Genomic DNA, 21,963 nt, shown 5'->3' with positions numbered 1-21,963 from the left:
ATGTTGGCATCAATTTAATGTAAGGTTCGCAACTTATACTGACTCCTAGGTGAATCCCTCCATTTCACAAAAAGAAAGAATCATTTCACTCGACATCATTCGCGGACTTGCTCTTTTTGGCATTCTGCTTATAAATGTTGGAGCCTTTAAAGTTATTATGGAAGGAGATCCCTTACCAGACTATAGTGGCATTAATGGAATCCAGTTTGATATTTTTTCTAATGACGCTATACAAATCTTCATTATGTTTTTAGTAGGTTTTTTAACCGCAAAATCAGGTTGGCTGACACACATAAAAGAATTGTCAAAACCAATTAGAGGGATTCAAATGGTTGTCATTTCTGTTGTTCCTTGGTTTCTCACTATGGATATGGGACGCTTCTCAAGGTGGGGACAGCAATGTAGATTCAGTTACGGCCTTAGGATCTCTCCATATCAAGGGTGGGTCAAATGGCATTTACAAATTATGTAGCACAAAGCATCATAGGGACGATAATCATTTCAATTATAGGTCTCGAAGTCGTTTCACCAAAAGATATTCTCTACATCGCAGTTCTGATTTATTTTATTCAAACATTTTTAGCACAATTTGGTTCAAATTCTTTTCCATGGGACCCTTAAAAAAGGTTTGGCGCTTGATGACATATGGAACGAAGCCTACAATAAAACGATAAAAGCTTCGCTTTCCTCCTCTCAATTCAAGTCGAAATTTTCTCAACTCAAAAACCCCTTATAAAAAGGGGTTCCCAAGTTTAAGCGCTTTAACTTTTAGGCGACAGATCACAACCTAAACTTTAAGAATCAGAGAATCAAGTCCAAAGCATCCTGCGAAATCCACACTTTATCTTTAATCATTACCGTCAGCCCATTTAGTTTCGTTGTTTTGCCATCCTGAATGGCGATATTTTTATCTATAGGCAGCTTGAGAACTTGGTCTGCTTTTTTCACTACAACCACCGGATTACTCTTATCGGTCTTATCTAGGGTAATCGTAGCTCCTTTAGCCTTGAATTTATCACTGGATACGTACAGTGTATCCTGAAGTTGCGCCAGATTTAGTCCGGTCACTTCTTGAATATACTTATTCACATCCGTATTCTGGATTACACCGCTGTTCACGAAATCGGTCGGTTTAAAATTGGCCGGATGGTAGGCGAACAACCCGACTTCCTCCGATGTGTGATCATCCGTAGAGAAGGTTACACCTATTTTATCCCCCAAAATTTTACCGATGACCGGCGAAAGATTATCTTTCATTCCTAATCTGACTTGATCCGCTTCTTCTTTGGTTAGATCACTAAGTCCATAATTATCCGCCAGGACCTTTTTGAAATTGTTCTCATTAATACTGCCTTCAATGTAATAACTGGTATGCTTCGCTTTCTTCATCACGGAGACTAGGTCTTTGGTGGAATCATAGTTCGTCATATTGAGCCCGCCGGTAGCATGATCCGAAACCGATAAGACTGCTGTATTTCCGTCTTTTTCTGCAAAATCAACAGCGGCTTTAAAGGCTTTATCAAACGCTAAGGTCTCACTCATAATACCCACTGGATCGTTATCATGACCATACCAGTCAATCTGGCTTGCTTCGACCATCAGAATAAAACCGTTCTCGTTCTGTGACAACTTCTCTATCGCTACTTTGGTCATTTCAGCAAGGCTCGGTTGCTTTTGCGGATTCAGGTCAAAATCAGCATCCAGTGCTTCAGGGTTGAACAGACCCCAGATTTTATTCGTTTTAGAATTCATTAAACCTGCTTTATCCGTTACGTATTCATACCCATTTGATTTCAGGATTTTGGTTAAATCTTCTCCGTCCTTGCGGTTAATGTCTTCTTTGCCGGGTACCAAATATCCGGACCCACCCCCAAGTAGAACATCTACACCACTGTAGACCATCTGTTCTGCAATAGACTGCGCATTGTCACGCGTGTATGCATGACTTAAAAATGTAGCCGGCGTCGCATCTGTTAATTCACAAGTAAATACCGTTCCTGTACTTTTCCCTGCCATTCTCGCTGCATCCATAATGGTAGGCAGAGGTTTGTTCACGTCCTCTGGCTTAACTGCGCCCACGAACGGCATCGTTATTCGGTCTGGAAGTATGGATACGGTCTCACTCTTAACCTTATGTCCTGTGGCATAAGCCGTAGCTCCCGCAGCGGAATCTGTGGTCAGTGAATCTGTAGAATATGTTCTCACCAGCCCGCTGAAATACTTATCCATCGCAAGCGCCTGCCCTCCCTGATACCATCTGGCCAAGTTCACATCGGATAAGCTCATCCCATCCGTAATAAACAGGATCACGTTCTTGACCGATTTGTTGGTAGGAGCATCAGAGTTATTGGCGCCACTGGCGTAGGTCGTTCCGTTGCCTGCTGCAAGCAGACTACAAACCATAACGGTACTGCAAATTCTCCCGATAACCTTTTTGCGCATTTGAATCCTCCTCTAGGCAGATTTTGTTAAGTACGTTACTAGTTTAAAGGAGGATTGTTTGCGGGACAGCACCTATTCTCTTGTTATATATTAAATTCTATGCATATTTTGACTTGACCTGTGCTACTGATAATTGCAAAAAAAGGGCGCCCTAGGGGCACCCTTTGCATTATTATTGTCTGATTACGAGGATATCTCGAGGCGCTCTACCAGTGCTTTGAATTTGGGAAATTTCGGAGCTTGTAAGGATACGGCCTACCAATATAAACGAAGATGTGACATTGTTAAAGTTAAAATTATTCAAGTTTGCTACGTTTTGGCTGCCACGGAACACACGGAACGATCCCTGAAAGTTAATGCGTGAAAATAGTACAAGCGTTACTTGAGAGCTCTCCACAACATTTCTGAGTCGGAAACTCGAAAGAACGTTGTTAAACCGAAACGCTCCAAGATCACGAACCGCAACTCCTCCACGTCTGAATCGAATCCGGCGATTAGTAAAATTAGTACCCGACCATAGAGCAAGACGTACATCACTGTTGGCCAACTAAATCAACTCCTTCTCTGAGATTGATATAGTCTATTACCAACTTCAAAGAACGGTACAAGACAAATGCAGCAGTATAAGAGTCTGTTTTTCGGATCTCCCATGCGGTGCGGTTTTCTTTTCCCTGAGTCGAGCCTCGGATAGGTTAGCAGTCGAAGTGATTTTCCAGTTATATTCGTCTAACTACTATATACTTTCTTATACGTTAGGAGCGAATATGAAAAGAATAATTCAAGCATTCGGGTATTTAGGTAGTACAATGTTAGCTGCAGCATTACTGTCATGGATCTGCGTATTTTTGATTAACGGCTTACCTGGTGTCTATGCATGGATGGTACTTAAATTTATCCTCCCAATTCTAGGTTTCGCAGGAGTATTATTAAATATCCTTTTAATATTAGTTTCTATTATCAAGAAGAAAAGAATTTCCGATAAATGGATGCCTCTCGTTTTATGTACTGTATTAGCTTCACATTTCCTCCTGACCATGAATATTATACAATTGGCATATCCTGTACGTATAATCAACGTCCACCCTTCAGTCACAGTTAAATGGCCATTTTCTGAGCAAACAGTTGTTGGCTGGGGTGGTGATTCCACCGACAATAATCTGCCTCATGCCACTTGGCCTTCGGAACGTTGGGCCTATGATTTAGTCATGGAACCCTATAATACAGGAAGTACTAATCTGGAAGATTACGGAATTTGGAAGAAAAAGGTCCTATCACCGGTATCTGGAACGGTTATTGCAGCTTTTGACGATGAATCTGATATTGTGCCAGGTACTGAAAAATTCATTTCCATGGAAGGAAATCACGTTTATCTCAGAATTGATGCGACGGGAACCTACTTATTACTTAATCACCTCAAAAAAGATAGTGTTACCGTTACAGTTGGAGATCACGTCAATGCCGGTGAAGTGCTTGGACATGTAGGAAATAGTGGTTCCACATCAGAACCCCACCTGCATATTCATCATCAGCGCCAAGACCCAACCCAAACCCTTTTACCTATTCTGGCAGAAGGACTGCCGTTATACTTTGAAGGTACAAATGCAGAGGCTATGCCGTTAAAAGGAACAGAAGTCACGCCAATGCGCAATGAACCATGATCTGGTGAAGAGTGAAGCTATCTTTCGGAGGAGTTACTGTAGGAGGAATGGACAGTACAAACGCCTGGAATCCCACCAACAGGGCAATCACTAAGATAGCAACCATTGAGATCACACAGGATACAACCAATGTCAAGGCATGCCTAAATGTCGGATTTAAAGAAAGAAGAACAAATAAGAGGAATAAGCCTCTTCAGACTATTCCTCTTCTATTTTGCTTGCTACTTATTCAGATTATCAGATAAGTACTTAACAATGCCGTCGTCAGAGTCTTGAGCATACTCCCACACCATGACACCAGCCAGTTTTTTATCTTTGATATATTTAACTTTTGCCTGCAAGGCCTCTTTATCTTCATACGTAATAAAAGTATCACCATCATATAAATAGGCCGTCTTCGCTGTATCGTCAAAGTATCGATTAAATCCATCTTGGTCCAGATATTTTTCTTTTATCGTCTTGTAGCTTAAATCTACTTTATCGATATTGATAGGTTTACCCAGAGAAAATGAGGCGTCCTTATTCGCATCACTACTAACCTTCTCCCATCCGTAGGAATACGCTGGAATACCTAAGAGAAGCTTGCTCGGATCAACATTACGATCTAAATATAAACGAATAATACGATCTACGCTGGTTTTGCTTTTTTTATGCTTATCTATAAATAAATTTGAATTATACCCTGTCGTATCTGACCAAGTTCCAGTTAAGTCATAACTCATGACATTAATGAAATCCACATATTTTTCTACTTTTTTAACTTCAACGTTTTTGAAGAACCATTCTTCATTCCCTGCAGCAAAGGTTAAATAGTAATTTTTATTTTTACGCGGGAGTCTATCCAATTTTTCATCAAGTTCCTTCATTAGACTAGTAAAGTTCTTGGTATCCTCAGGTCGGGCTTTAGTCGTATTCCATGAATCAAAAGCTGGATATTCCCAGTCTATATCGATCCCATCTAAATCTAACTCCTTAACCATTGCGATCATACTCTCAGTAAAGTTGTACCGGTTTCCATCCAATGAAGCATCGGAGAATCCGTCCGCTTTATAGCCGCCAACACCAAGTATGAAACTCGTTTTTTTATTATTTGCTTGCAGTTTCTTTATATTTTCTTTAATGATCTCATTTTTAGCAGGGTCCAGATCAAAATACACATTCGTTTTATCGATTTTGGCAAAGGCGAGAATAGCGATATCAATGTTTTTGTCATGGAGGTTAAGATCTTTAAAGTCTTTCCATAACGGTATGTACACGGAGGTTATTTTTTTGTCTGAAGCATTGAGATTGTAATAGTAAAATCCCATGCCTATAACTAATATAGCCAGGAAGACTTTTGTATATAGACTTATTTTCATCATATTAACTTCTTCCCCCAAATAAGACATGTGTAATGTATCTATTTAGATTTAAGACTTTAACCGTGAAATAGCTGATTAAGAATATAATAATGACATTAAAAGTAAGATTGCCTATAGATTGGAGTAGAGTAGCTTGTAATTCTGCTCTTCTAGATACCATTATTTCAACCAACAAATGAATTAAGTAGATACTAAAGCTAGCTTTGGAAACGGAGCTAATTATTTTTTTGACTTTGTAATTTAACTTCTCGCTAATGGCGGTTTCTTTTTCTTTAAAATAGATAAACGTTCCAATAGCCATAAAAAATGTCGTGAGTGAATAGTTTCCATAGAACATTTCATCTAGCACACCACTGTACAAGGAAGAAAAATAGGTCGCTAATGGCGTTACAAAAAAGGATATAATGCCTAAATTAAAGAAAAGATTTTTGGCTTTCATCGATATCGTATAGTTAAAGAGATAATATCCCAGGATAAAGTATCCTAGATAACCCATGAACAAAGGGATATTGGTTATAGGAATATTGATATATTCGGAGGTCAATCTGAATACAAGATCGGAGATGAATTTATAAACCACACTTATCAGGAACCAGATCAGCAGATAATACTTTAAATCCTTTTCACTGCACACTTTTACTAGCTTACTAATTAATGGAACTGTTATATAGATCGCAATAATCGCGTATAGAAACCATAAATGTATATAATTTTTATCAAAGATTAAACCGTACGAAAAATGAATGAAAAAATCATAAACGCCCATGCTGCTTTTTTGAATGAAATATTGGGTGTACACGGCATAAATGAGTGACCAGCTAACTAAGGAAATGATTAAAGGAAGTACTTTTTTAATATAAAACTGCCGATATGATTTCACTTCCACTCTAAGGATCATCGCACCACTTATCATAAAAAACACTGGCACTGCAAATCTGGATATCGAATTAAAAAAGTTGCTAATCCACCAAGAGGTTGTATTGAAATCATTTGTCCTTGTAAGCAAGTCTGCAGTGTAGTGTAGAATGATGACGGCTATGATGGACATTATTCTTAATACATCTATAAATATGATTCGTTTATCTTTCAATATATGATTCATAAATACCTCCAGATGAGTAGTTTGCTGATAGTTACAGTAGGAGACTAGCTGATACTTGATACACCTTTTCTCTCAACGAATCCCCAGCCCTCGTCATTATCAAAGTATTTAAACGTGCCTACGATATTCATATAAAGCAGCAGATTTCGATAGGTTAGTAATTCAAACTGGCTAAACAAAAACATCCTAATATAATCTTTAACTGAATAATTGCTGCCATATTTATTGCATAGATAGAGAGAAATCCCGATTTGCAGTGCATTAATGACAATAACAGACAACAAGAGAATAAATGCCTTTAATAAATTTGTACCTTGAAAGAGCGATTGTATGAGATAAAAAACGCTTGTAAATGCTGTTAGTGTACCTAGAACAAAACCATCAATAGCAAAAAAGAGACTGACGCCAACGCTAAACTTTCGCGATAATTTAGACCAATAGATTAATATGCAATCTACAAAAGCTTTTTGCCAGCGTATTCTTTGTTTATAGAAGTTACTTAAGTTTTCTGGGCATTCCGTGTAGCATACGGCTTCTGGCGCGTAGACGAGCCTCTTATTCAAGTTATTCGCTTTAATGAACTCGTGAATTTTTAAGGTAATATCAATATCTTCGCCTACAGTACTTCTAAACCCGTTAACGTCCACCAATATACTCTTATAAAAAGCACCAAATGCGCCTGAAATAACGACAATTGAATTAAAAACAGATTGTGTTAGTTTTCTAACATAAAATCCATGGATGTAACTGATGACTTGGCTTTTTATAATCCCTTTACCAGTAAATTTATCTTGGATAACTCCGTTCCTTTTCTCAGCGCCCTGTACGATCTTCACCGTACCCCCTAAAGCGATGATCTTATCATCTTGAAAATATTGATTTACATATTTAAGCGAGTTTATTTCCAGCATGCTATCCGCATCCAGTGTGATAACAATATCAGAATTCGCACAATCGATGCCGGCGTTGAGAGAATCTGCCTTTCCGCCATTGAATTTATCAATTACAAATATATTTTCATATTTCTCCGAATAATAAATTCCTTTAATCGCGCCATAAGTAAGCTTGCCATCTGCTTCTCGGTCACTTATCGACAAGTCCAAAAGCTCATTTAATTTTTGAAACGTCTGATCCTTTGAACCATCATTAATAATGATGACTTCATAGTTACTGTAATTTAAGCCCTCCATTGCATCTATGCAATTCTTAATGGTGAGCTCCTCGTTATAAGCAGGAACTAAAACGGAGATCGATTTCTCAGCACAATCGTTATTTAATTTCTTAACTTTACTGAAAAATAAAGGGATAACTGTGTAAAGAGTTTGAAACCCAATAAAAATGAAGGTTGACAAATAAAAAACGTATTGCATCTCCTCACTCCTTTTTATCTATCTAAAGCTTATAAATCTATGAATTAAACTGCTCTCCAGGCAGTTAATCCCACACTAATTTCAATCACTTACATTGTTGGTTAGTAATTCCAACTAATAATAGTAAATAAAACCAAAAATAGCAACCTTTGAAAGCGTTGTTATTGTAATTTTCTGAATAATATATAGTTCCCCTCTTTATTTTACATACATTAGTTTTCATTTTACATCACGAAAAAAGAAGAAAACAGAATAAAGAGAGAGATAAATTAAGAAAATGGTATATTAATCGTTTGATCATAATTTAAAATGGAATCTTTCAAATTCCAAGAATTTATATGGAAAGATAGGGGGAATGTAGATCAGGTTCCGAGGAAGTCATTTCATACTAAAAGCAGCATGTTTTTTTCTCATTTACTTCTAATTCTGGTAGACAAATACCATTTATTTGCATATAATCACTTTGGTGTTATAACAATTATTATCATTCAATGAATTTAGCCCTACCCACCTTTTTCTCTTACCTTTCATGTCGATATATGAGCTCCTCGTGAGTTTATATAAATACGTTCAACAAAGAAAGGAGTTGTAATTTGAGACAAGACGTTCGGGTCTAAATGCATCATTCGTTCGCAGGGCATATTAAAAAAATTAGGAGGAATAAAATGTCATTTATTCGCATTTCTCATTCACCTTCGGTAAAGTTTCTAGCTTATGGGAGTATCATGTTGATTATTTCATTGGTTGTAATGTTATTCCCGGAAAGGTCCTTTTCTCACGGCTATGTTGAAGGACCTGCTAGCCGGGCAGCACTCTGTAAATCCGGACAAAATACAGATTGTGGCCCGATTGTTTATGAACCCCAAAGTCTAGAGGCTCCAAAGGGGTTTCCTGCTGCGGGACCAGCAGACGGGAAGATTGCGAGTGCAAACGGGGCTTTTCCTAAGCTTGATGAACAATCGGCTACACGCTGGTCTAAAGTCAACATATCTGCCGGACAAAATACATTCACGTGGAAACTGACTGCCGCCCATTCGACGGCAAGCTGGAAATACTATATTACAAAGCCCAACTGGAATCCTAACGCCGCTCTTACTCGGGATTCATTCGACCTGACTCCTTTCTATTCGGTGAACTATGGAGGTGTACAGCCACCCTTCTCTTACTCAGACACGTTTAATGTTCCAGAACGCAATGGCTATCACGTCATCTTGGCTGTGTGGGAAGTCGCAGATACTCCGAACGCCTTCTATAATGTCATTGATGTCAACTTTAGCGGCAGCAACCCTGTCGATACCCAAGCGCCTTCCGCGCCAGCAGCGTTAACATCAACTGCAAAAACATCCACCAGCGTTTCCTTGGCCTGGAACGAATCCACGGATAATACCGGTGTAACAGGGTACCAAGTATTTAACGGATCTTCTTTGGTCGCTACCGTATCCGGCACAACATTAAATTACACCGTATCTGGATTAACCGCGAATACTGCTTATACCTTTAGTGTCAAGGCAATAGACGCTGCTGGTAATGTCTCAAGTGGAAGTAATTCCGTCAGTGTTACTACCAATGCACCCGTCGGAAATGATACGCAAGCACCGACAGCTCCTGGCGGCTTGCACGTTATGGGAACCCCTACTTCCTCCAGTATTCAGTTGATGTGGAACCCTTCAACGGATAATGTTGGTGTTACAGGCTACCGAATTTATAAAGGAACAACATTAGTCACCTCTGTATCCGGCTCCACAACGGATTATACGGTAACAGGACTTAGCGCCGGCACAACATATACGTTCAACGTGCATGCCTTCGACGCCGCAGGCAATCAATCAATGGCCAGCACCATCAATGGCACAACCGCTACAGCGTCTACAACCCCAGCTTGGGCACCTAATACCTCTTACACAGTCGGTACATTGGTAACCTATAATGGTTCTGTGTATGAATGTCTTCAAGCCCATACATCGATAACCAGTTGGGAGCCTGCCAATTCCGCGGCGCTATGGTTGTTGAAGTAATGATGTAATAAAAACATCGAATACCTAAATCTTAAAAAACCACGAGATACAGTGAAACTGTACTTCGTGGTTTTTTACTGTTTCGATCATATCGTTCAATTACCTTTTCATAAATTTTGGCACTCGTACACGGCCGACAATTTTCATGATAAACTAACGTTAAATATTAACTTATCTCATTACAACTGCTGGCTGGGCTTAGTAATATTTCCATATTGAAATCGGAGGGAATACATGAAAACATTTATACTCAAATGGAACCAATTGAGCCTGGTAAAACAAATATTTATGGGGATTATCGTGGGGATTATCTTGGCTTTATCGATTCCTAATGCAACAGGGATCACCATTTTCGGTTCCTTATTTGTATCCTCATTAAAGGCGGTTGCGCCCTTATTGGTCTTGCTCCTAGTAATGACTGCCATCTCTAAACATAAAAAGGGCCATCAAACGAATATGAAATCAATTCTTGCCCTCTATGGTTTAAGTACTTTTTTGGCGGGGCTGACAGCAGTTATTGCAAGTTTTTTATTTCCGGTAAGTTTGTCACTTGTAAAGGGTGCTGAAGATCTGACTCCACCTGATGGGATTGTAGAAGTACTTAAGTCCTTACTGTTTAATGTTGTCGACAACCCGGTAAACGCCCTGATGAATGCCAACTATATCGGTATCCTGACTTGGGCTATCCTTCTTGGCGTTGCTTTAAGAAATGCCCATGACAGTACAAAAAACTTGCTTGCTAATTTTTCAGATGCTCTATCACAAATCGTCAAATGGGTAATCAATTTGGCACCGTTAGGAATCATGGGACTTGTTTTTGATACCATTACTACAAATGGGCTTTCTTCCTTGCTCGATTACGGAAAATTACTTCTCGTTCTTATTGGATGTATGCTATTTATAGCGTTTATTGTCAATCCTTTGATCGTATACCTGAATATTCGCAGAAATCCATATCCACTTGTTTTTAGCTGCCTGAAGGAAAGTGGGATTACCGCATTCTTTACTCGAAGTTCAGCTGCAAACATTCCTATCAACATGAGATTATGTGAAAAAATGGAACTGGATACAGATACGTATTCGGTATCCATTCCATTAGGTGCGACGATTAATATGGCGGGTGCAGCGGTTACGATTTCTGTCTTAACTCTCGCAGCTGTTCATACGCTTGGCATTGAAGTAGATTTTGGTACGGCGCTTATTCTTAGCATTCTATCCGCTGTATCTGCTGCAGGTGCCTCAGGTGTTACCGGCGGTTCGCTTTTACTCATTCCGCTGGCGTGCAGCATATTCGGCATTCCGAATGATATTGCGATTCAGGTCGTTGGTGTAGGTTTCATCATAGGTGTTTTGCAGGATTCTTTTGAAACAGCACTTAATTCATCCTCCGACGTACTTTTTACAGCAACAGCTGAATATGCCAAAAAACGTAAGGAAGGCAAGGAATATATGATTAAAGTCTAGAGGAAATGTTAAATAAGCAGGCGTGCAATTGAATATGAGGTATCCTTATGAGACTGCCCTTGAAAGGAAAAAGACACTAGCGGGGCTAGTGTCTTTTAACTAGGGTATAATTTCGGGTAGTCATTTTGTTTATTGAGGATTCATTGCAATCCTGCCTCTGCTGGAAGCGAATTATTCCTTGTCCCCACTGCCTTAATAACGAAATTGTAGTCTTTGGCAGAATCTATGCCGTTTAACGTATAGCTGTAACTCGTCTGACCGCTTACCGCCGGCACATATACGCTCCAATTCGTGCTGACTTTATCATTCTTCTCGTAAATCCGGTAACCTCGCACCGGCTCAGAGCTATTTGCTGGTGCTTTCCACGAAAGAACAGCACGGTTCCCTGACTGTCTTACTCCGCTTGGATTTTCGACAATACCGGGTTTGACGTCAGTCCGTTTAATACTGTAAGCATCATAAACGGCAAGGGGTTTATCTTTAACTGCTGTGTAGGATGTAAATTTCAGTACGTCGCTTGTAATGGAAACATCCACGAACATTTTCTTGTTGGGCTGATCGTTTTTTGCTGCAAAAAAAGTGTCTGCATCTGGATTAAGAGCATAGAATTTCGAAGCGGCCGAGTTGCCCATTAGATACACGGTCCCTTTGGGATTCAGCACATTTCCTTGCTCATCGGTTGTAACATTCTTAATCGGAACGTTGTTCAGCATTTGAAAAGACCTCATATACATATGGTCATGTCCTTCAAACACCATATCCACACCCAGCTCATCAAATACTGGAATCAGATATTTCCGGTAAAATTCTACCCGGTCGCTTTCTGCCGAAGCATTATCCCCTGAAGAATACGGTCCCTTATGCATAGAGACGAATTTCCACTTCTTGTCGGTCTTTGCCACCTGATTCCGCATCCATTCCAATTGCTTCGTGAACTGAATATCCGCTTTGTACGGCTTGACCTCCCCTTCGTACTGGGAATTGATTTGCATAAACAGGGCATCACCGTATTCGAAAGCATATACCGACCCATCATGAGCGCCTGTCCCGACATCTTTTGGAAGATTAAAATGGTTATAGAAGTTGTTATTCGGATAATCCTCTATCTCATGGTTGCCGATAATCGGTGCAAATGGCACATTGGCAAATTCTTTTTTCGGCACACCCAAGAACCACTGCCACAGCTGCTCCAGATCACCGTCATCCGTTAGATCCCCTGTGAGAAGAACAAACTTGGGATCTACTGTTTTTTCAATAGCTCTCTTAAAAGTATCCTGCCACAAATCGAAATTCGATTTGCTTGAGCCTTGGGTGTCGGTTACATAGAGGAAATTGAAATCCTGATTATCCGCCTTGTCCGTGGTAAAAGAACCCGCCTCGCTCCAGCCGTCCGCATCACCGTTACCGGCCCGGTACATATACTTGGTTCCAGGATTGAGACCGCTTGCAATAACTTTGTGGCTGGCGAACTTTTTATACTTCTTGGAACTTCTGTCTCCTGATGTCATTAAGGTCTCAATAACTGTGGAGCTGCCCTCATAAGAAGCTGCCAGTTGTTCCGGGAACTCGCTTCCTCCCGCATTAGAGGCCTCGACCACTTGCACTACTGTACCTCTGACGGTTTCGGCTGTATACCAGTCAAAGGCGATACTTGTCTTTGGATCCCCATTAAAAGTCATGTTCAGCAACGTTGGTGTTTTGTTGCCGGTATCCGGAGACTTCGTCTTAAAGCTCCAGGTAATATCGTTGTCCGGTGTCCGGCCGTCCGTAGTCCCCTTAACAAGCTCTTTAGGGATGGTCACCTTGTAAGTTTTGCCGGCAGTAAAATTAGGGTGGCTGACTTTAACCGTGTCTTGACCGAGGAGCGAGGCAGAGATGTTGTTAAGAGGGACATTGTTTTCCGTGATTACAACTTGATAGCCACTGTCGAGACTGATGGCTTTATTAAACTTCACTGTGATCTCTGCGTTAAGGGAAACATCTGCAGCCCCTGAAGCGGGAGTTTTGCTTACCTCAAGTGTGGGAGTGTCTCCTGGTTCGCCGCTGCTGCGTGTGCCTTTAATTACCACATCTTTGATTCTGCTTGAGCCTGAGCTGGATACCGTTCCCCCGCTTACGCTTTTCGCAGAGTTTACCACCCAGCGGATATAGAGTACATCTTGATTGTTTGTTCCCGCAGGCAATGAGAGGTTCGTTAATTTACAGGAATTATTGGAACAATTAAAATTATTTTGGGCAAGAACAAGATTGCCACCCGTAACATCTGTCCATTCCTGCTGATCCGTACTGTATTGCACCTTAAAATCCCTGGGTCCTGTACTTGAAGAAGTTTGCTGTGAAGAGAGGAAGATACCTTCGAAGCCTTTGGTCGAAAGCGTGGCAAGCCAGTATTTAATGCCCGTTCCTTCATGCCAGCCCTGGTTGCGTACGCTGTTCTCACCGGACTCATAGGTGTATGCATCCGTATTTGTTCCTACATCTTGAATGGATGAAGCCGTTTGATATACCCCGCCTGTAGCCGGAAATATTCCGTTCTCGCCTTTGTCTTTAAATATCCACTGGGCAATCGTTTCTTGGACTGCAGTTGCTTCGCTTACAGGATCTTCCTCATTTCCCTCCCTTCCTGCTGAGACAAAACCGGTCAAATCCATGGCAAGCAGCAAACCTATAACCATTAGACTAATTACCTTGGAAAATCTGTTCTTGAGATAAGATTGGTTGTTATCCATTCAGCCCATCTCCTCTTCATTAATCTCACTTATCATCGAACCCCCGTCACCGAGAAGAACGGCGGTTCTGTCTACCTCTGCATTCCTGTTATTGGAGTTCCCAGTCGGTGACTTGAAGCACTGCCGAATCTGCGTCCTTCAGGTCTGTCTCTCCCATGTTCAGCAAATTGCTCCACTGCTTCACACGGTTCTTGCCGTTAGGCGGATCGTTGTACTCATTAGTATCGACAATCTTGGTCCGTTCTTTATAGAATTTGGTCATGAAAGTCTTCTCATCCGTGCTGCTTCCCGATTTACCCAAAAGCCCTTGAAGGGTCTCGGAGCCGCCGGTAGCTCCATGGTTCAGCGCCGCATCCACGAAGGAACCAATAGTCACTGCCGAGTTAAAGCCGCGTTTGCGGGCCTGATCCACACTGTATTTAATATAGACATTGTAGAACGTTTTCCACATAGCCTCTCTCCACTCGGGATCATCTTGCAAATTGCCGATCTTACTGCAGAAGCTCTCTTCGCTTTCATTGATTTCGAGGATCTTCCCTTTCATCGAACCCTTGACACCGATCCGGGCCAATGCGCCTTTGACCGAAGGATTACTCGCGCCTTTGGCAGCGTCATATGCCTTGAACAGTTCCGGACCGTCGGGACCGGTATCATTTGAACCGCCTGTAGTAGCACCGAATATTCCAATCGTATACCCGCGGTCATCATCAATATCTTCACAATATCCGTAAAAATTGATCCAGTTCAGATCGTCCTGCTCCGGTTTGTTGACAAGCATCATAATATTGTTCCACTGCTCACCATCCAGACCTGTGTTGTCATGCAAGAATTGAAGTGTTGCCGGTGAGAAATTAGAATCAGGGTTCCCTGCCGCATAACTTTTCTGTTGAGACGCATTGAACAGATAGCCGTAAGAAAAAATCATTGAAAAACTGAGCAGGATCAGCAATGAAAATTTCATCTTCTTGGAAACCTTCCTATTCGTTGAATTAAGCACCGCAATCTCTCCTTTAATTGAATAGTGTAAGCGCTTTAACTTTGAACAGCAGTGAACCTTATCCCCAAACCTATTTGAGCATGACAACCCTCCTTTTTTCCCAACACTTGGTAAATTCAATTCAAGCTTATCCTAAACAGTTTGTCTAAACAGCACGTATTTTCTTGTAATGATTAAATTTTTATACATATGTTGCTATAAACCAGAGATTAAGACTACAATATTTTTAGGAGGTGCTGTATGAAGCCGGTATTTTATGAGTCTACTCTTTTTGATATCAGCCGAAAGAAACAGGTATACACCAGCATGCCTTCAAGACACTATCATGATGCATATGAGATTTTGTATTTAATATCCGGGGATTTTTATTATTTTATTGGGGAAAGAACTTACCAGGTTGCGGGCGGAACACTACTGTTTATGGATATTAACGAAATGCACAAACTGGTTAATTCCGGCTGCAATATGTATGAACGGGTTACACTGCTGTTCAAGAAAGAATTCCTGCAGCATTTCTGCACTGGCGGTCAATCTGAGGAACTGCTCGAGTTCTTCAAAAGTGATTACCGCGCTTTGAAGATGACCGGCAAGGATCAGTATTTCATCGAACAGCTTTTTCAGAAGATGATCCAGGAGGGGAAGAAGCAAGCCCGCGGATATGAACAGTACCAACAAATATTACTGGTGGAATTACTGCTCTATCTTAATCGCAAACTATTTGACAGCCGTGTAGCTCCATTGGTGGAATCCAATCGTATCCACAAAAAAGTTCTGGGCATCGTTAATTATGTAAATCAACATTATATGGAACCCCTTAAGCTCTGTGAGATTTCACGGCAATTCGACATAAGCTCTTCCTACCTTTGCCGAACTTTTAAAGAAGCCACCGGCTTCAACTTCATTGAATACATCAATAATATCCGTATCAAAGAAGCGCGTGATCTGCTGGTCGGCTCTTCCTTTAATGTTACTGAAATTGCAGGTATGGTAGGATTTGACAACACTTCCCATTTTGGACGAACCTTCAAATTAATGATGGGCATCTCGCCGCTTTGCTTCCGCAAACAATTTAAGTCTTAATAGCAACATCACTGGAATACGTCAAGACATTTCGTCAAGGCGAACAAATTGCAGGTTTCTTGCCTGCAGTTGGTTTAGCACTTCTTCTAAAGCTTGCAGCATAAAATGAGGAGCATGCCGGTCCGCGCCCGCAGTCTCACCGCTGTCGTGAAGTAAGACAACGGAGCCATCGGTGATTCCTCCTAACAGAATGGCCTGCATCCGGGTTTGACAGGCCCGGATGTTCCAGTCGCCCGCCTTCAGTGACCATAGAACAATTCGATACTGCTTGTGCCGAAAGAAATCAAATAGATTGATTAATCCCCAGGGTGGACGGTAATGATTGGGTCTGATTCCGACAATAGACTCTATAATATCAGCGGAGCGGTCCAGATGTTCTCGCCTAATCGTACTGGGCAGCATCAGCCAATTAGATGTATGGCAATAATTATGGATGCCAATCTGATGGCCTTCCCGATCCATTCTTCTGATCAGATCTGGATACTGCTCCGCTCGCGATCCAAGCACGAAAAAAGTAGCCTTCACTTGATGTAACTTCAATAAATCCAGCAATTCCGGCGTATACTTCGGATGTGGCCCATCATCAAAAGTGAATGCCACCTGTTTTTTTACCGTTCCTTTGCGAAAGACACCAAATCCGCTCACTCGTGTAATCAAGCTCGGAATAAACATGTAAAGAGCGGCGGCACATAGTATTCCTCCTATCAGATATGTAAGCATGATTACACCTCCATATAACAAGCGTAAGACCTATCCAGAGTAGTTCTGTCCGGGTGAGAACCGGTTCTTCAGTGAGGCACGTGAATGAATCAGTAACATCGGGACCAGTTGCTCTGTTCGCCGATTGATTCTTTGTCTCCCTTCCGGGTGCATGGCAGACAGCAGTAATCGAAGATAGATGGTGGTGATGCGTTCAAAAACGCCGGACTTTATATTTTGTTGTTCAAAACCAAGACCGTGTGTTAATCCCCGATGGAGCAATGTAATCCCCAATAAAGCCTTGACCTGCCTGAACTCAGACTGCGATTCGAAGGCTTCATTGATTTGCTGCATTGATTTACGCAGCATGCGAGCCGTTTGGAGTGCGGCACGATCCGATCCTTCGGACCGGATCAACTTCAGGATTCTTTCATTGTCAAGGTGGAGTTCTCCCACCCACTCTCCCTGATTGATGACCGTGGCGTCCTGGCATACAATAGGCTGTCCCCGATGCTTTTTTAGCATCACGGTACATATACCAAAACGCGACTTATGCGATCCGCGAAAATGTGATAGCAACGCAAAAGCTTTTTCCCACATCATCCAGACGGACTGCACCGTAGTTTTACGTATTTTGAAGCCCAACTCATTCACCATCCTTAATACGGTTATAGTCTCTCATTTCATACATTGTACATAACGGAACTTTCTTTTTTCTTATCCAATTCTTACAAAAAGCTTAAGAACTGTTCGACTGCAACAAGGAACTTAAGACCCCAATAAATCTTTCTTAACGGCTACTTCTATTTGACGCTATTCACCGGAATTTCTCTGCGCGTATATCAAATTTTTATACAACTATTTCATTAGGATCTACATTTTTGGTATCCAGTTCTCTGATAACGGAAAGCTATTCACAGGATTATGAGGATATGCAATAGATAAAGCAACTTTTCCTTGACTATTCTATTAGGTACTTTTTGAGTTGTCGTGGGGCATTTAAACATTATTTTATAACTTAGACCTGAAACCCCTAGTCACTACCCAAACGATGAAAAACGTTAATGCCACACCGGCGAAAAGAATGTATCCATTAAAAAACAGGTTATTTGTATATTGGTTAATCCAACCGAAACGATACACTACCGAGTCTTTATTGTTAGTAAATCCATTGAGATTTTTAGACAACGAACGAATTTTAGATAATTCTCCCATGATCATTATTCCTAAAATAAGTATGGAGGTTAATGGGAGTGTGATATTAACGAATTTGCTTCTGCTCTTACTAATGAACCCCCTAATTAATACACCTACATAGAATAATAAAATAATGAACAAAAATAATCCTACAGCCAATGCGATAAAACCTGGATTTCCATTCCCTGAAATACTCCCGCCAGAACTATACTTAAAAGTCATCCTGTCTACAGCTAAAATGCTAATTACATTCAATATCAAAACAATTAGTAATTTTCGCAACATAACAGCTACTCAACTCCCCAAAGATCAAAACATTATACACATGGTATTATTATACAATAATAAAGAAGTACCGTTGATGTTATTCTTGAGCATTAGAAGTCCGCTCCTTTTTATTCCATTCTATAAACCTTTAAATAAGGCGATCACCGTTGATCCAACTTCTTCTCGTTAGTGTATGAACTCCGCTAGCCTATACACTTATCAAGCGATATTAGACTAAATCCATATTCAATAAAAAGCCAGCGTCTTCAGACGCTGGCCAGTAACTAGCAAGGGAAGTGAGTATATTCATCAGGAACTCCATATCTCAGATGGAGTACTATAGAAAAATAATGTTTACTCAATCACAAGAATTTGTGGGGAAGCTTTCGCGATCACTCTTGAGGAAGCCCAAGAACCAAGCCCTGCTGAAATCATAGCCACACAGGCAAAGGCAATGATCCCTCCCCAATTCAGTACTAAAGGTAATTCAGCTATGCCATAATCCGAGAGAATACTTCCTAGAATCTTAGGCAGAAGATACACTCCCACCAATATACCTATGACGGCTCCGATCGTAGAAAGAACTAAGGTCCCCAGCGTGAGAGACAATCTAATTTTAGTTGAAGTTAGTCCTATGGATTTATATATGCCATAGGTTTTGCTCTCTTTTCTGATGTTAATCCGACTAGTACTGTATATGATGATGATTGTAACTCCAGTGAATAACAATCCCATGATACTCATGGGCAGAATTAAAGATGCAACAGCTTGTTTAATTGTAGCATCTAATAAGGTTTGCTGAGCAACTGCTGATGCAGAGTCTTTATATTTCACATTTATTTCATTTACTACATGATCAGCATCTCGATTATTTTTCAAATTAATATTAGCTATAATAAAACCGTTATAATCAGTTTGATTCACTTTGATCACATCCACTGCAATTCTTGCTGAGTAGGACATATTAGCTATGGACTGATAGATTCCAGTAACCGTAAGCATATGCTTATATCCTTCGAGATACACCTCTACAATATCTCCTACATCTTTGTTCAGTTGTTTAGCTACATTGATTCCAATCGCGATTTCATTTTTATGGCGAGGGTTCTCTCCTCTTAATGTGGTATATCCTAACTCATCATATGTTCCATCTAAAATATCTATCTGAAAGTTCATGGGTTGGACCATTGAATGTTCAGTATTAAGGTTCCTTTCCGAGGAAACAACACCATTTACAAATCCAGCCCACCCTATATTTTTTATCCTGGGATCAGACAATATCGCTTTATCAAACTCCTCTCGAGAAAAGGCTGATTTATTATTAATCTGTAGTGCAATATCGGATGAATCATACCCCCATAATGGTGCTGTCTGCTTAATAGAACTGATACTGTTTAATAGGACAAACCCCAGCACAAGCACTGCTGACATAATGGTGGTTAGAAGCATCATTAGAAGGGAAGCCTTCCTATTCTTTAACATATTTCTTAACCCAATAACGACAAGTAGCGGTGATCTACCGAAAGAAATGCTATGATTTTCTTTAGCAGCGAATCGTTTGGTCATTGTGCTATTAGCACTTTCGGACATCCCATATCGGATGGCTTGCATAGGCTGTACACGCCGAGCTTTGTTGGAATAGAACAACACACACAATATGACAAGGATAAGTACAAAGATTCCGACAGCTACGGCTATAAGATTCCCTTCCAGATTGATCTCCATGATTCCGGTCTTCAGGGATGAAAGTGCACTTTCTACGATAAAGCTCGATACCCATTGACTAGCAATTAATCCAGGGATAATCGCGACCATAGCAATCATTGCATATTGCGTTAAATAGACCCCTATTAACCTCCTTGCGGATAACCCCAATGCTTTGATTACACCAATCGTTTTATAATTGGATATGATGTCGTCTGATATCGTAAATCCAATCGTAAATAAAGCCACAAGCATCATCACGAAACCTAGAAAGATCATAATAAAACCAATCATTTTATTCATAATCAGATAAAAAGAAGACATTCCCTCAAAAGTTCTTTTTGAATCAAGATAAGGCATACCCATGTCTTGTTCAAATTGTTCCCAATAACTTATGCTCTGACTATAATCATCAAATCTAAGTCCCATCATGTACTGATCTTTACCCTGCATGGCATCAAATTGCTCATTATAGTCCTGCTGATTCATCCATATGCGTACAGATGTCGGAAAGGGGGCTCCGTAAGGCATATCCACAATGACGGCTGATACTTTCAATTCAAAATTCTTCTCACCTGTTGTAAATCCAAGTGTATCCCCTGCTGAAATATCGTATAAATAGGCAATGGACGTAGGAAGCCATATCGTCCCTTTCTCTGGCTTTAATCTCTCATCTCCTTGTGCAAATATAAGCTCATCTACCGCATAAGGACGCACAGGCGTATCCATCATATATAAAGTTAGGCTTGAAAGTGCTGTAGAAGGCTCTTTCCCCTGATTGGTCATTCCGGATAAGGTTCTAAACGGGATCAATTCTGACGATGTAACCCCTTCTTGTTCATTCCACCATTGATGTACCTTTTGCGGGTCATGTAGCTCATCGCCTAACGTCAACATCTCATGAGAGCCATGTGTTTTATTGTGCATATCCGTAAATAAATTATTTGTATTCAATATAACCGTAACCGATGTAGCAAGGAGTAATGTCGATAAGAGGATGAGTATGCCAATCAGGCCATTGTGTACTTTCTTTTTTCTTAAATTAGCTAAACAAAGAGAGTAGACTGCATACATAAGCGCTTACCCCTTTCCTGAGACGCAAGAGAAAATGATCGCTTCTCTGTCATGGAGTTGGGTATTGTCAAACTTATCAAACTCCAGCACGTCCGCGATTTTTCCATCTTTTATCAAGATAAGACGGTCAGCTCTGCAAGCCGCTTTAATATCATGGGTTACCATGACCACGGACTGCCCTTTACGATTCATATCCGTTAGAATATCTAGGACCGCCACACCATGGTCATAATTTAAACTTCCGGTTGGCTCGTCCGCAAATATTACATCTGGAGTATTGATCAATGCTCTGGCAATCGCCGCTCTTTGTTGCTGACCACCTGAGGTCTGGGAGGGTAGTCGATGCTGCTGACCCTCAATTTCCATTGCTTTCATAAGTGAGAACGCTATGCTCTTCACCTTCTTCTTGGAGTGTCCGGCAATGTACCCAGGCAATGCGATATTCTCATATAAGGTAAGGTCAGGCACCAGATTAATACTTTGATAAATATATCCGATTCTAGTTGCCCTAAAATCTGCTAGTTGCTTCTCCTTATAGCTGTCGATACATTGTTCTTTAAAATAAACCTCGCCTACCGTAACGGAATCAAGCCCACTAAGAAGATACAGTAGCGTAGACTTACCCGAGCCTGAATTCCCCATGATAACTGTGAAATCCCCTTCATAAACTTCTAAATCTAAATTTCTGATCGCATGAAATTGTTCGCTGCCCGTGGAATAGGTTTTGCAAAGATTCGTAGCTTGAATGATTACTTTCTTAACCAATTGAAAGCCCTCCTGAAATTATGTCATATTCTCATTGTA

Annotated in this window: 18 protein-coding genes; 7 read left to right on the top strand and 11 right to left on the bottom strand. The window is 40.7% G+C overall.

Annotated features, from left to right (window positions below; genetic code table 11):
• The first annotated feature begins 49 nt into the window (after positions 1 to 49).
• Both UQ64_RS29925 and UQ64_RS32020 read left to right on the top strand, forming a co-directional pair.
• Complete coding sequence (locus tag UQ64_RS29925; RefSeq protein WP_245237891.1) at positions 50 to 472, top strand: hypothetical protein; 423 nt, start codon at positions 50 to 52, stop codon at positions 470 to 472.
• Positions 451 to 621: a DUF418 domain-containing protein gene (locus UQ64_RS32020; RefSeq protein ID WP_245237890.1), complete on the top strand. Its 171-nt coding sequence runs from the start codon at positions 451 to 453 to the stop codon at positions 619 to 621. The genes UQ64_RS29925 and UQ64_RS32020 overlap by 22 nt, the downstream gene beginning before the upstream one ends.
• Positions 622 to 801: 180 nt before the next feature.
• Here the strand turns inward: UQ64_RS32020 and UQ64_RS08210 are convergent, their stop codons facing one another.
• Positions 802 to 2,442, bottom strand: coding sequence for an alkaline phosphatase (locus UQ64_RS08210; RefSeq protein WP_060622952.1), 1,641 nt, complete (start codon positions 2,440 to 2,442; stop codon positions 802 to 804).
• Positions 2,443 to 2,614: 172 nt separating this feature from the next.
• The gene (locus UQ64_RS08205) at positions 2,615 to 2,989 is read right to left on the bottom strand and encodes a hypothetical protein (RefSeq protein ID WP_060622951.1); all 375 of its coding nucleotides are present in this window, start codon (positions 2,987 to 2,989) and stop codon (positions 2,615 to 2,617) included.
• Between the two features lie 217 nt (positions 2,990 to 3,206).
• Here UQ64_RS08205 and UQ64_RS08200 point away from each other — a divergent pair, with 217 nt between their 5' ends.
• Positions 3,207 to 4,100, top strand: coding sequence for a M23 family metallopeptidase (locus UQ64_RS08200; RefSeq protein WP_245237889.1), 894 nt, complete (start codon positions 3,207 to 3,209; stop codon positions 4,098 to 4,100).
• Between the two features lie 221 nt (positions 4,101 to 4,321).
• Here UQ64_RS08200 and UQ64_RS08190 read toward each other — a convergent pair whose 3' ends face one another.
• From UQ64_RS08190 to UQ64_RS08180, 3 genes are read right to left on the bottom strand one after another with little or no spacing between them, the layout of a single operon-like run.
• Positions 4,322 to 5,458, bottom strand: a complete 1,137-nt coding sequence (locus tag UQ64_RS08190; protein ID WP_060623270.1) for a glycoside hydrolase family 18 protein — start codon at positions 5,456 to 5,458, stop codon at positions 4,322 to 4,324.
• 4 nt (positions 5,459 to 5,462) lie between these two features.
• On the bottom strand, positions 5,463 to 6,563 hold the full coding sequence (locus UQ64_RS08185) for an acyltransferase (protein ID WP_060622949.1): 1,101 nt from the start codon (positions 6,561 to 6,563) through the stop codon (positions 5,463 to 5,465).
• A 44-nt stretch (positions 6,564 to 6,607) separates the two neighbouring features.
• Positions 6,608 to 7,933, bottom strand: a complete 1,326-nt coding sequence (locus tag UQ64_RS08180; RefSeq protein ID WP_060622948.1) for a glycosyltransferase family 2 protein — start codon at positions 7,931 to 7,933, stop codon at positions 6,608 to 6,610.
• A gap of 725 nt (positions 7,934 to 8,658) precedes the next feature.
• Between UQ64_RS08180 and UQ64_RS08175 the strand changes: the two genes are divergently transcribed.
• On the top strand, positions 8,659 to 9,948 hold the full coding sequence (locus tag UQ64_RS08175) for a lytic polysaccharide monooxygenase (RefSeq protein WP_425339577.1): 1,290 nt from the start codon (positions 8,659 to 8,661) through the stop codon (positions 9,946 to 9,948).
• A 234-nt stretch (positions 9,949 to 10,182) separates the two neighbouring features.
• The gene (gene sstT / locus UQ64_RS08170) at positions 10,183 to 11,412 is read left to right on the top strand and encodes a serine/threonine transporter SstT (RefSeq protein ID WP_060622946.1); all 1,230 of its coding nucleotides are present in this window, start codon (positions 10,183 to 10,185) and stop codon (positions 11,410 to 11,412) included.
• A gap of 140 nt (positions 11,413 to 11,552) precedes the next feature.
• Here the strand turns inward: sstT and UQ64_RS08165 are convergent, their stop codons facing one another.
• Entirely contained in the window at positions 11,553 to 14,141 is a 2,589-nt protein-coding gene (locus UQ64_RS08165; RefSeq protein ID WP_060622945.1) for a metallophosphoesterase, read from the bottom strand.
• Positions 14,142 to 14,229: 88 nt separating this feature from the next.
• Positions 14,230 to 15,102, bottom strand: coding sequence for a chitosanase (locus UQ64_RS08160; protein WP_060623269.1), 873 nt, complete (start codon positions 15,100 to 15,102; stop codon positions 14,230 to 14,232).
• Positions 15,103 to 15,378: 276 nt separating this feature from the next.
• Between UQ64_RS08160 and UQ64_RS08155 the strand changes: the two genes are divergently transcribed.
• Positions 15,379 to 16,218 (top strand): AraC family transcriptional regulator, encoded by an 840-nt coding sequence (locus tag UQ64_RS08155; protein ID WP_060622944.1) that lies wholly within the window; start codon positions 15,379 to 15,381, stop codon positions 16,216 to 16,218.
• Positions 16,219 to 16,239: 21 nt separating this feature from the next.
• On the opposite strand, the gene UQ64_RS08150 is transcribed toward UQ64_RS08155, so the two are convergent.
• Positions 16,240 to 16,938: a polysaccharide deacetylase family protein gene (locus UQ64_RS08150; protein ID WP_209445735.1), complete on the bottom strand. Its 699-nt coding sequence runs from the start codon at positions 16,936 to 16,938 to the stop codon at positions 16,240 to 16,242.
• Positions 16,939 to 16,968: 30 nt separating this feature from the next.
• Entirely contained in the window at positions 16,969 to 17,574 is a 606-nt protein-coding gene (locus UQ64_RS08145) for a YkoP family protein (RefSeq protein WP_081388925.1), read from the bottom strand.
• Between the two features lie 673 nt (positions 17,575 to 18,247).
• Here UQ64_RS08145 and UQ64_RS31580 point away from each other — a divergent pair.
• The gene (locus UQ64_RS31580) at positions 18,248 to 18,571 is read left to right on the top strand and encodes a hypothetical protein (protein ID WP_209445734.1); all 324 of its coding nucleotides are present in this window, start codon (positions 18,248 to 18,250) and stop codon (positions 18,569 to 18,571) included.
• 164 nt (positions 18,572 to 18,735) lie between these two features.
• On the opposite strand, the gene UQ64_RS08135 is transcribed toward UQ64_RS31580, so the two are convergent.
• Together UQ64_RS08135 and UQ64_RS08130 are read right to left on the bottom strand one after the other, a co-directional pair.
• Positions 18,736 to 21,159, bottom strand: a complete 2,424-nt coding sequence (locus UQ64_RS08135; RefSeq protein ID WP_060622942.1) for an ABC transporter permease — start codon at positions 21,157 to 21,159, stop codon at positions 18,736 to 18,738.
• Between the two features lie 6 nt (positions 21,160 to 21,165).
• A complete protein-coding gene (locus UQ64_RS08130; protein ID WP_060622941.1) occupies positions 21,166 to 21,924 on the bottom strand; it encodes an ABC transporter ATP-binding protein in 759 nt (252 codons plus the stop codon).
• Positions 21,925 to 21,963 lie beyond the last annotated feature (39 nt).

Source organism: Paenibacillus etheri (genome assembly GCF_001012825.1).
Classification (GTDB): domain Bacteria; phylum Bacillota; class Bacilli; order Paenibacillales; family Paenibacillaceae; genus Paenibacillus_AQ; species Paenibacillus_AQ etheri.
This window is presented reverse-complemented; position numbering and strand designations above follow the sequence as displayed.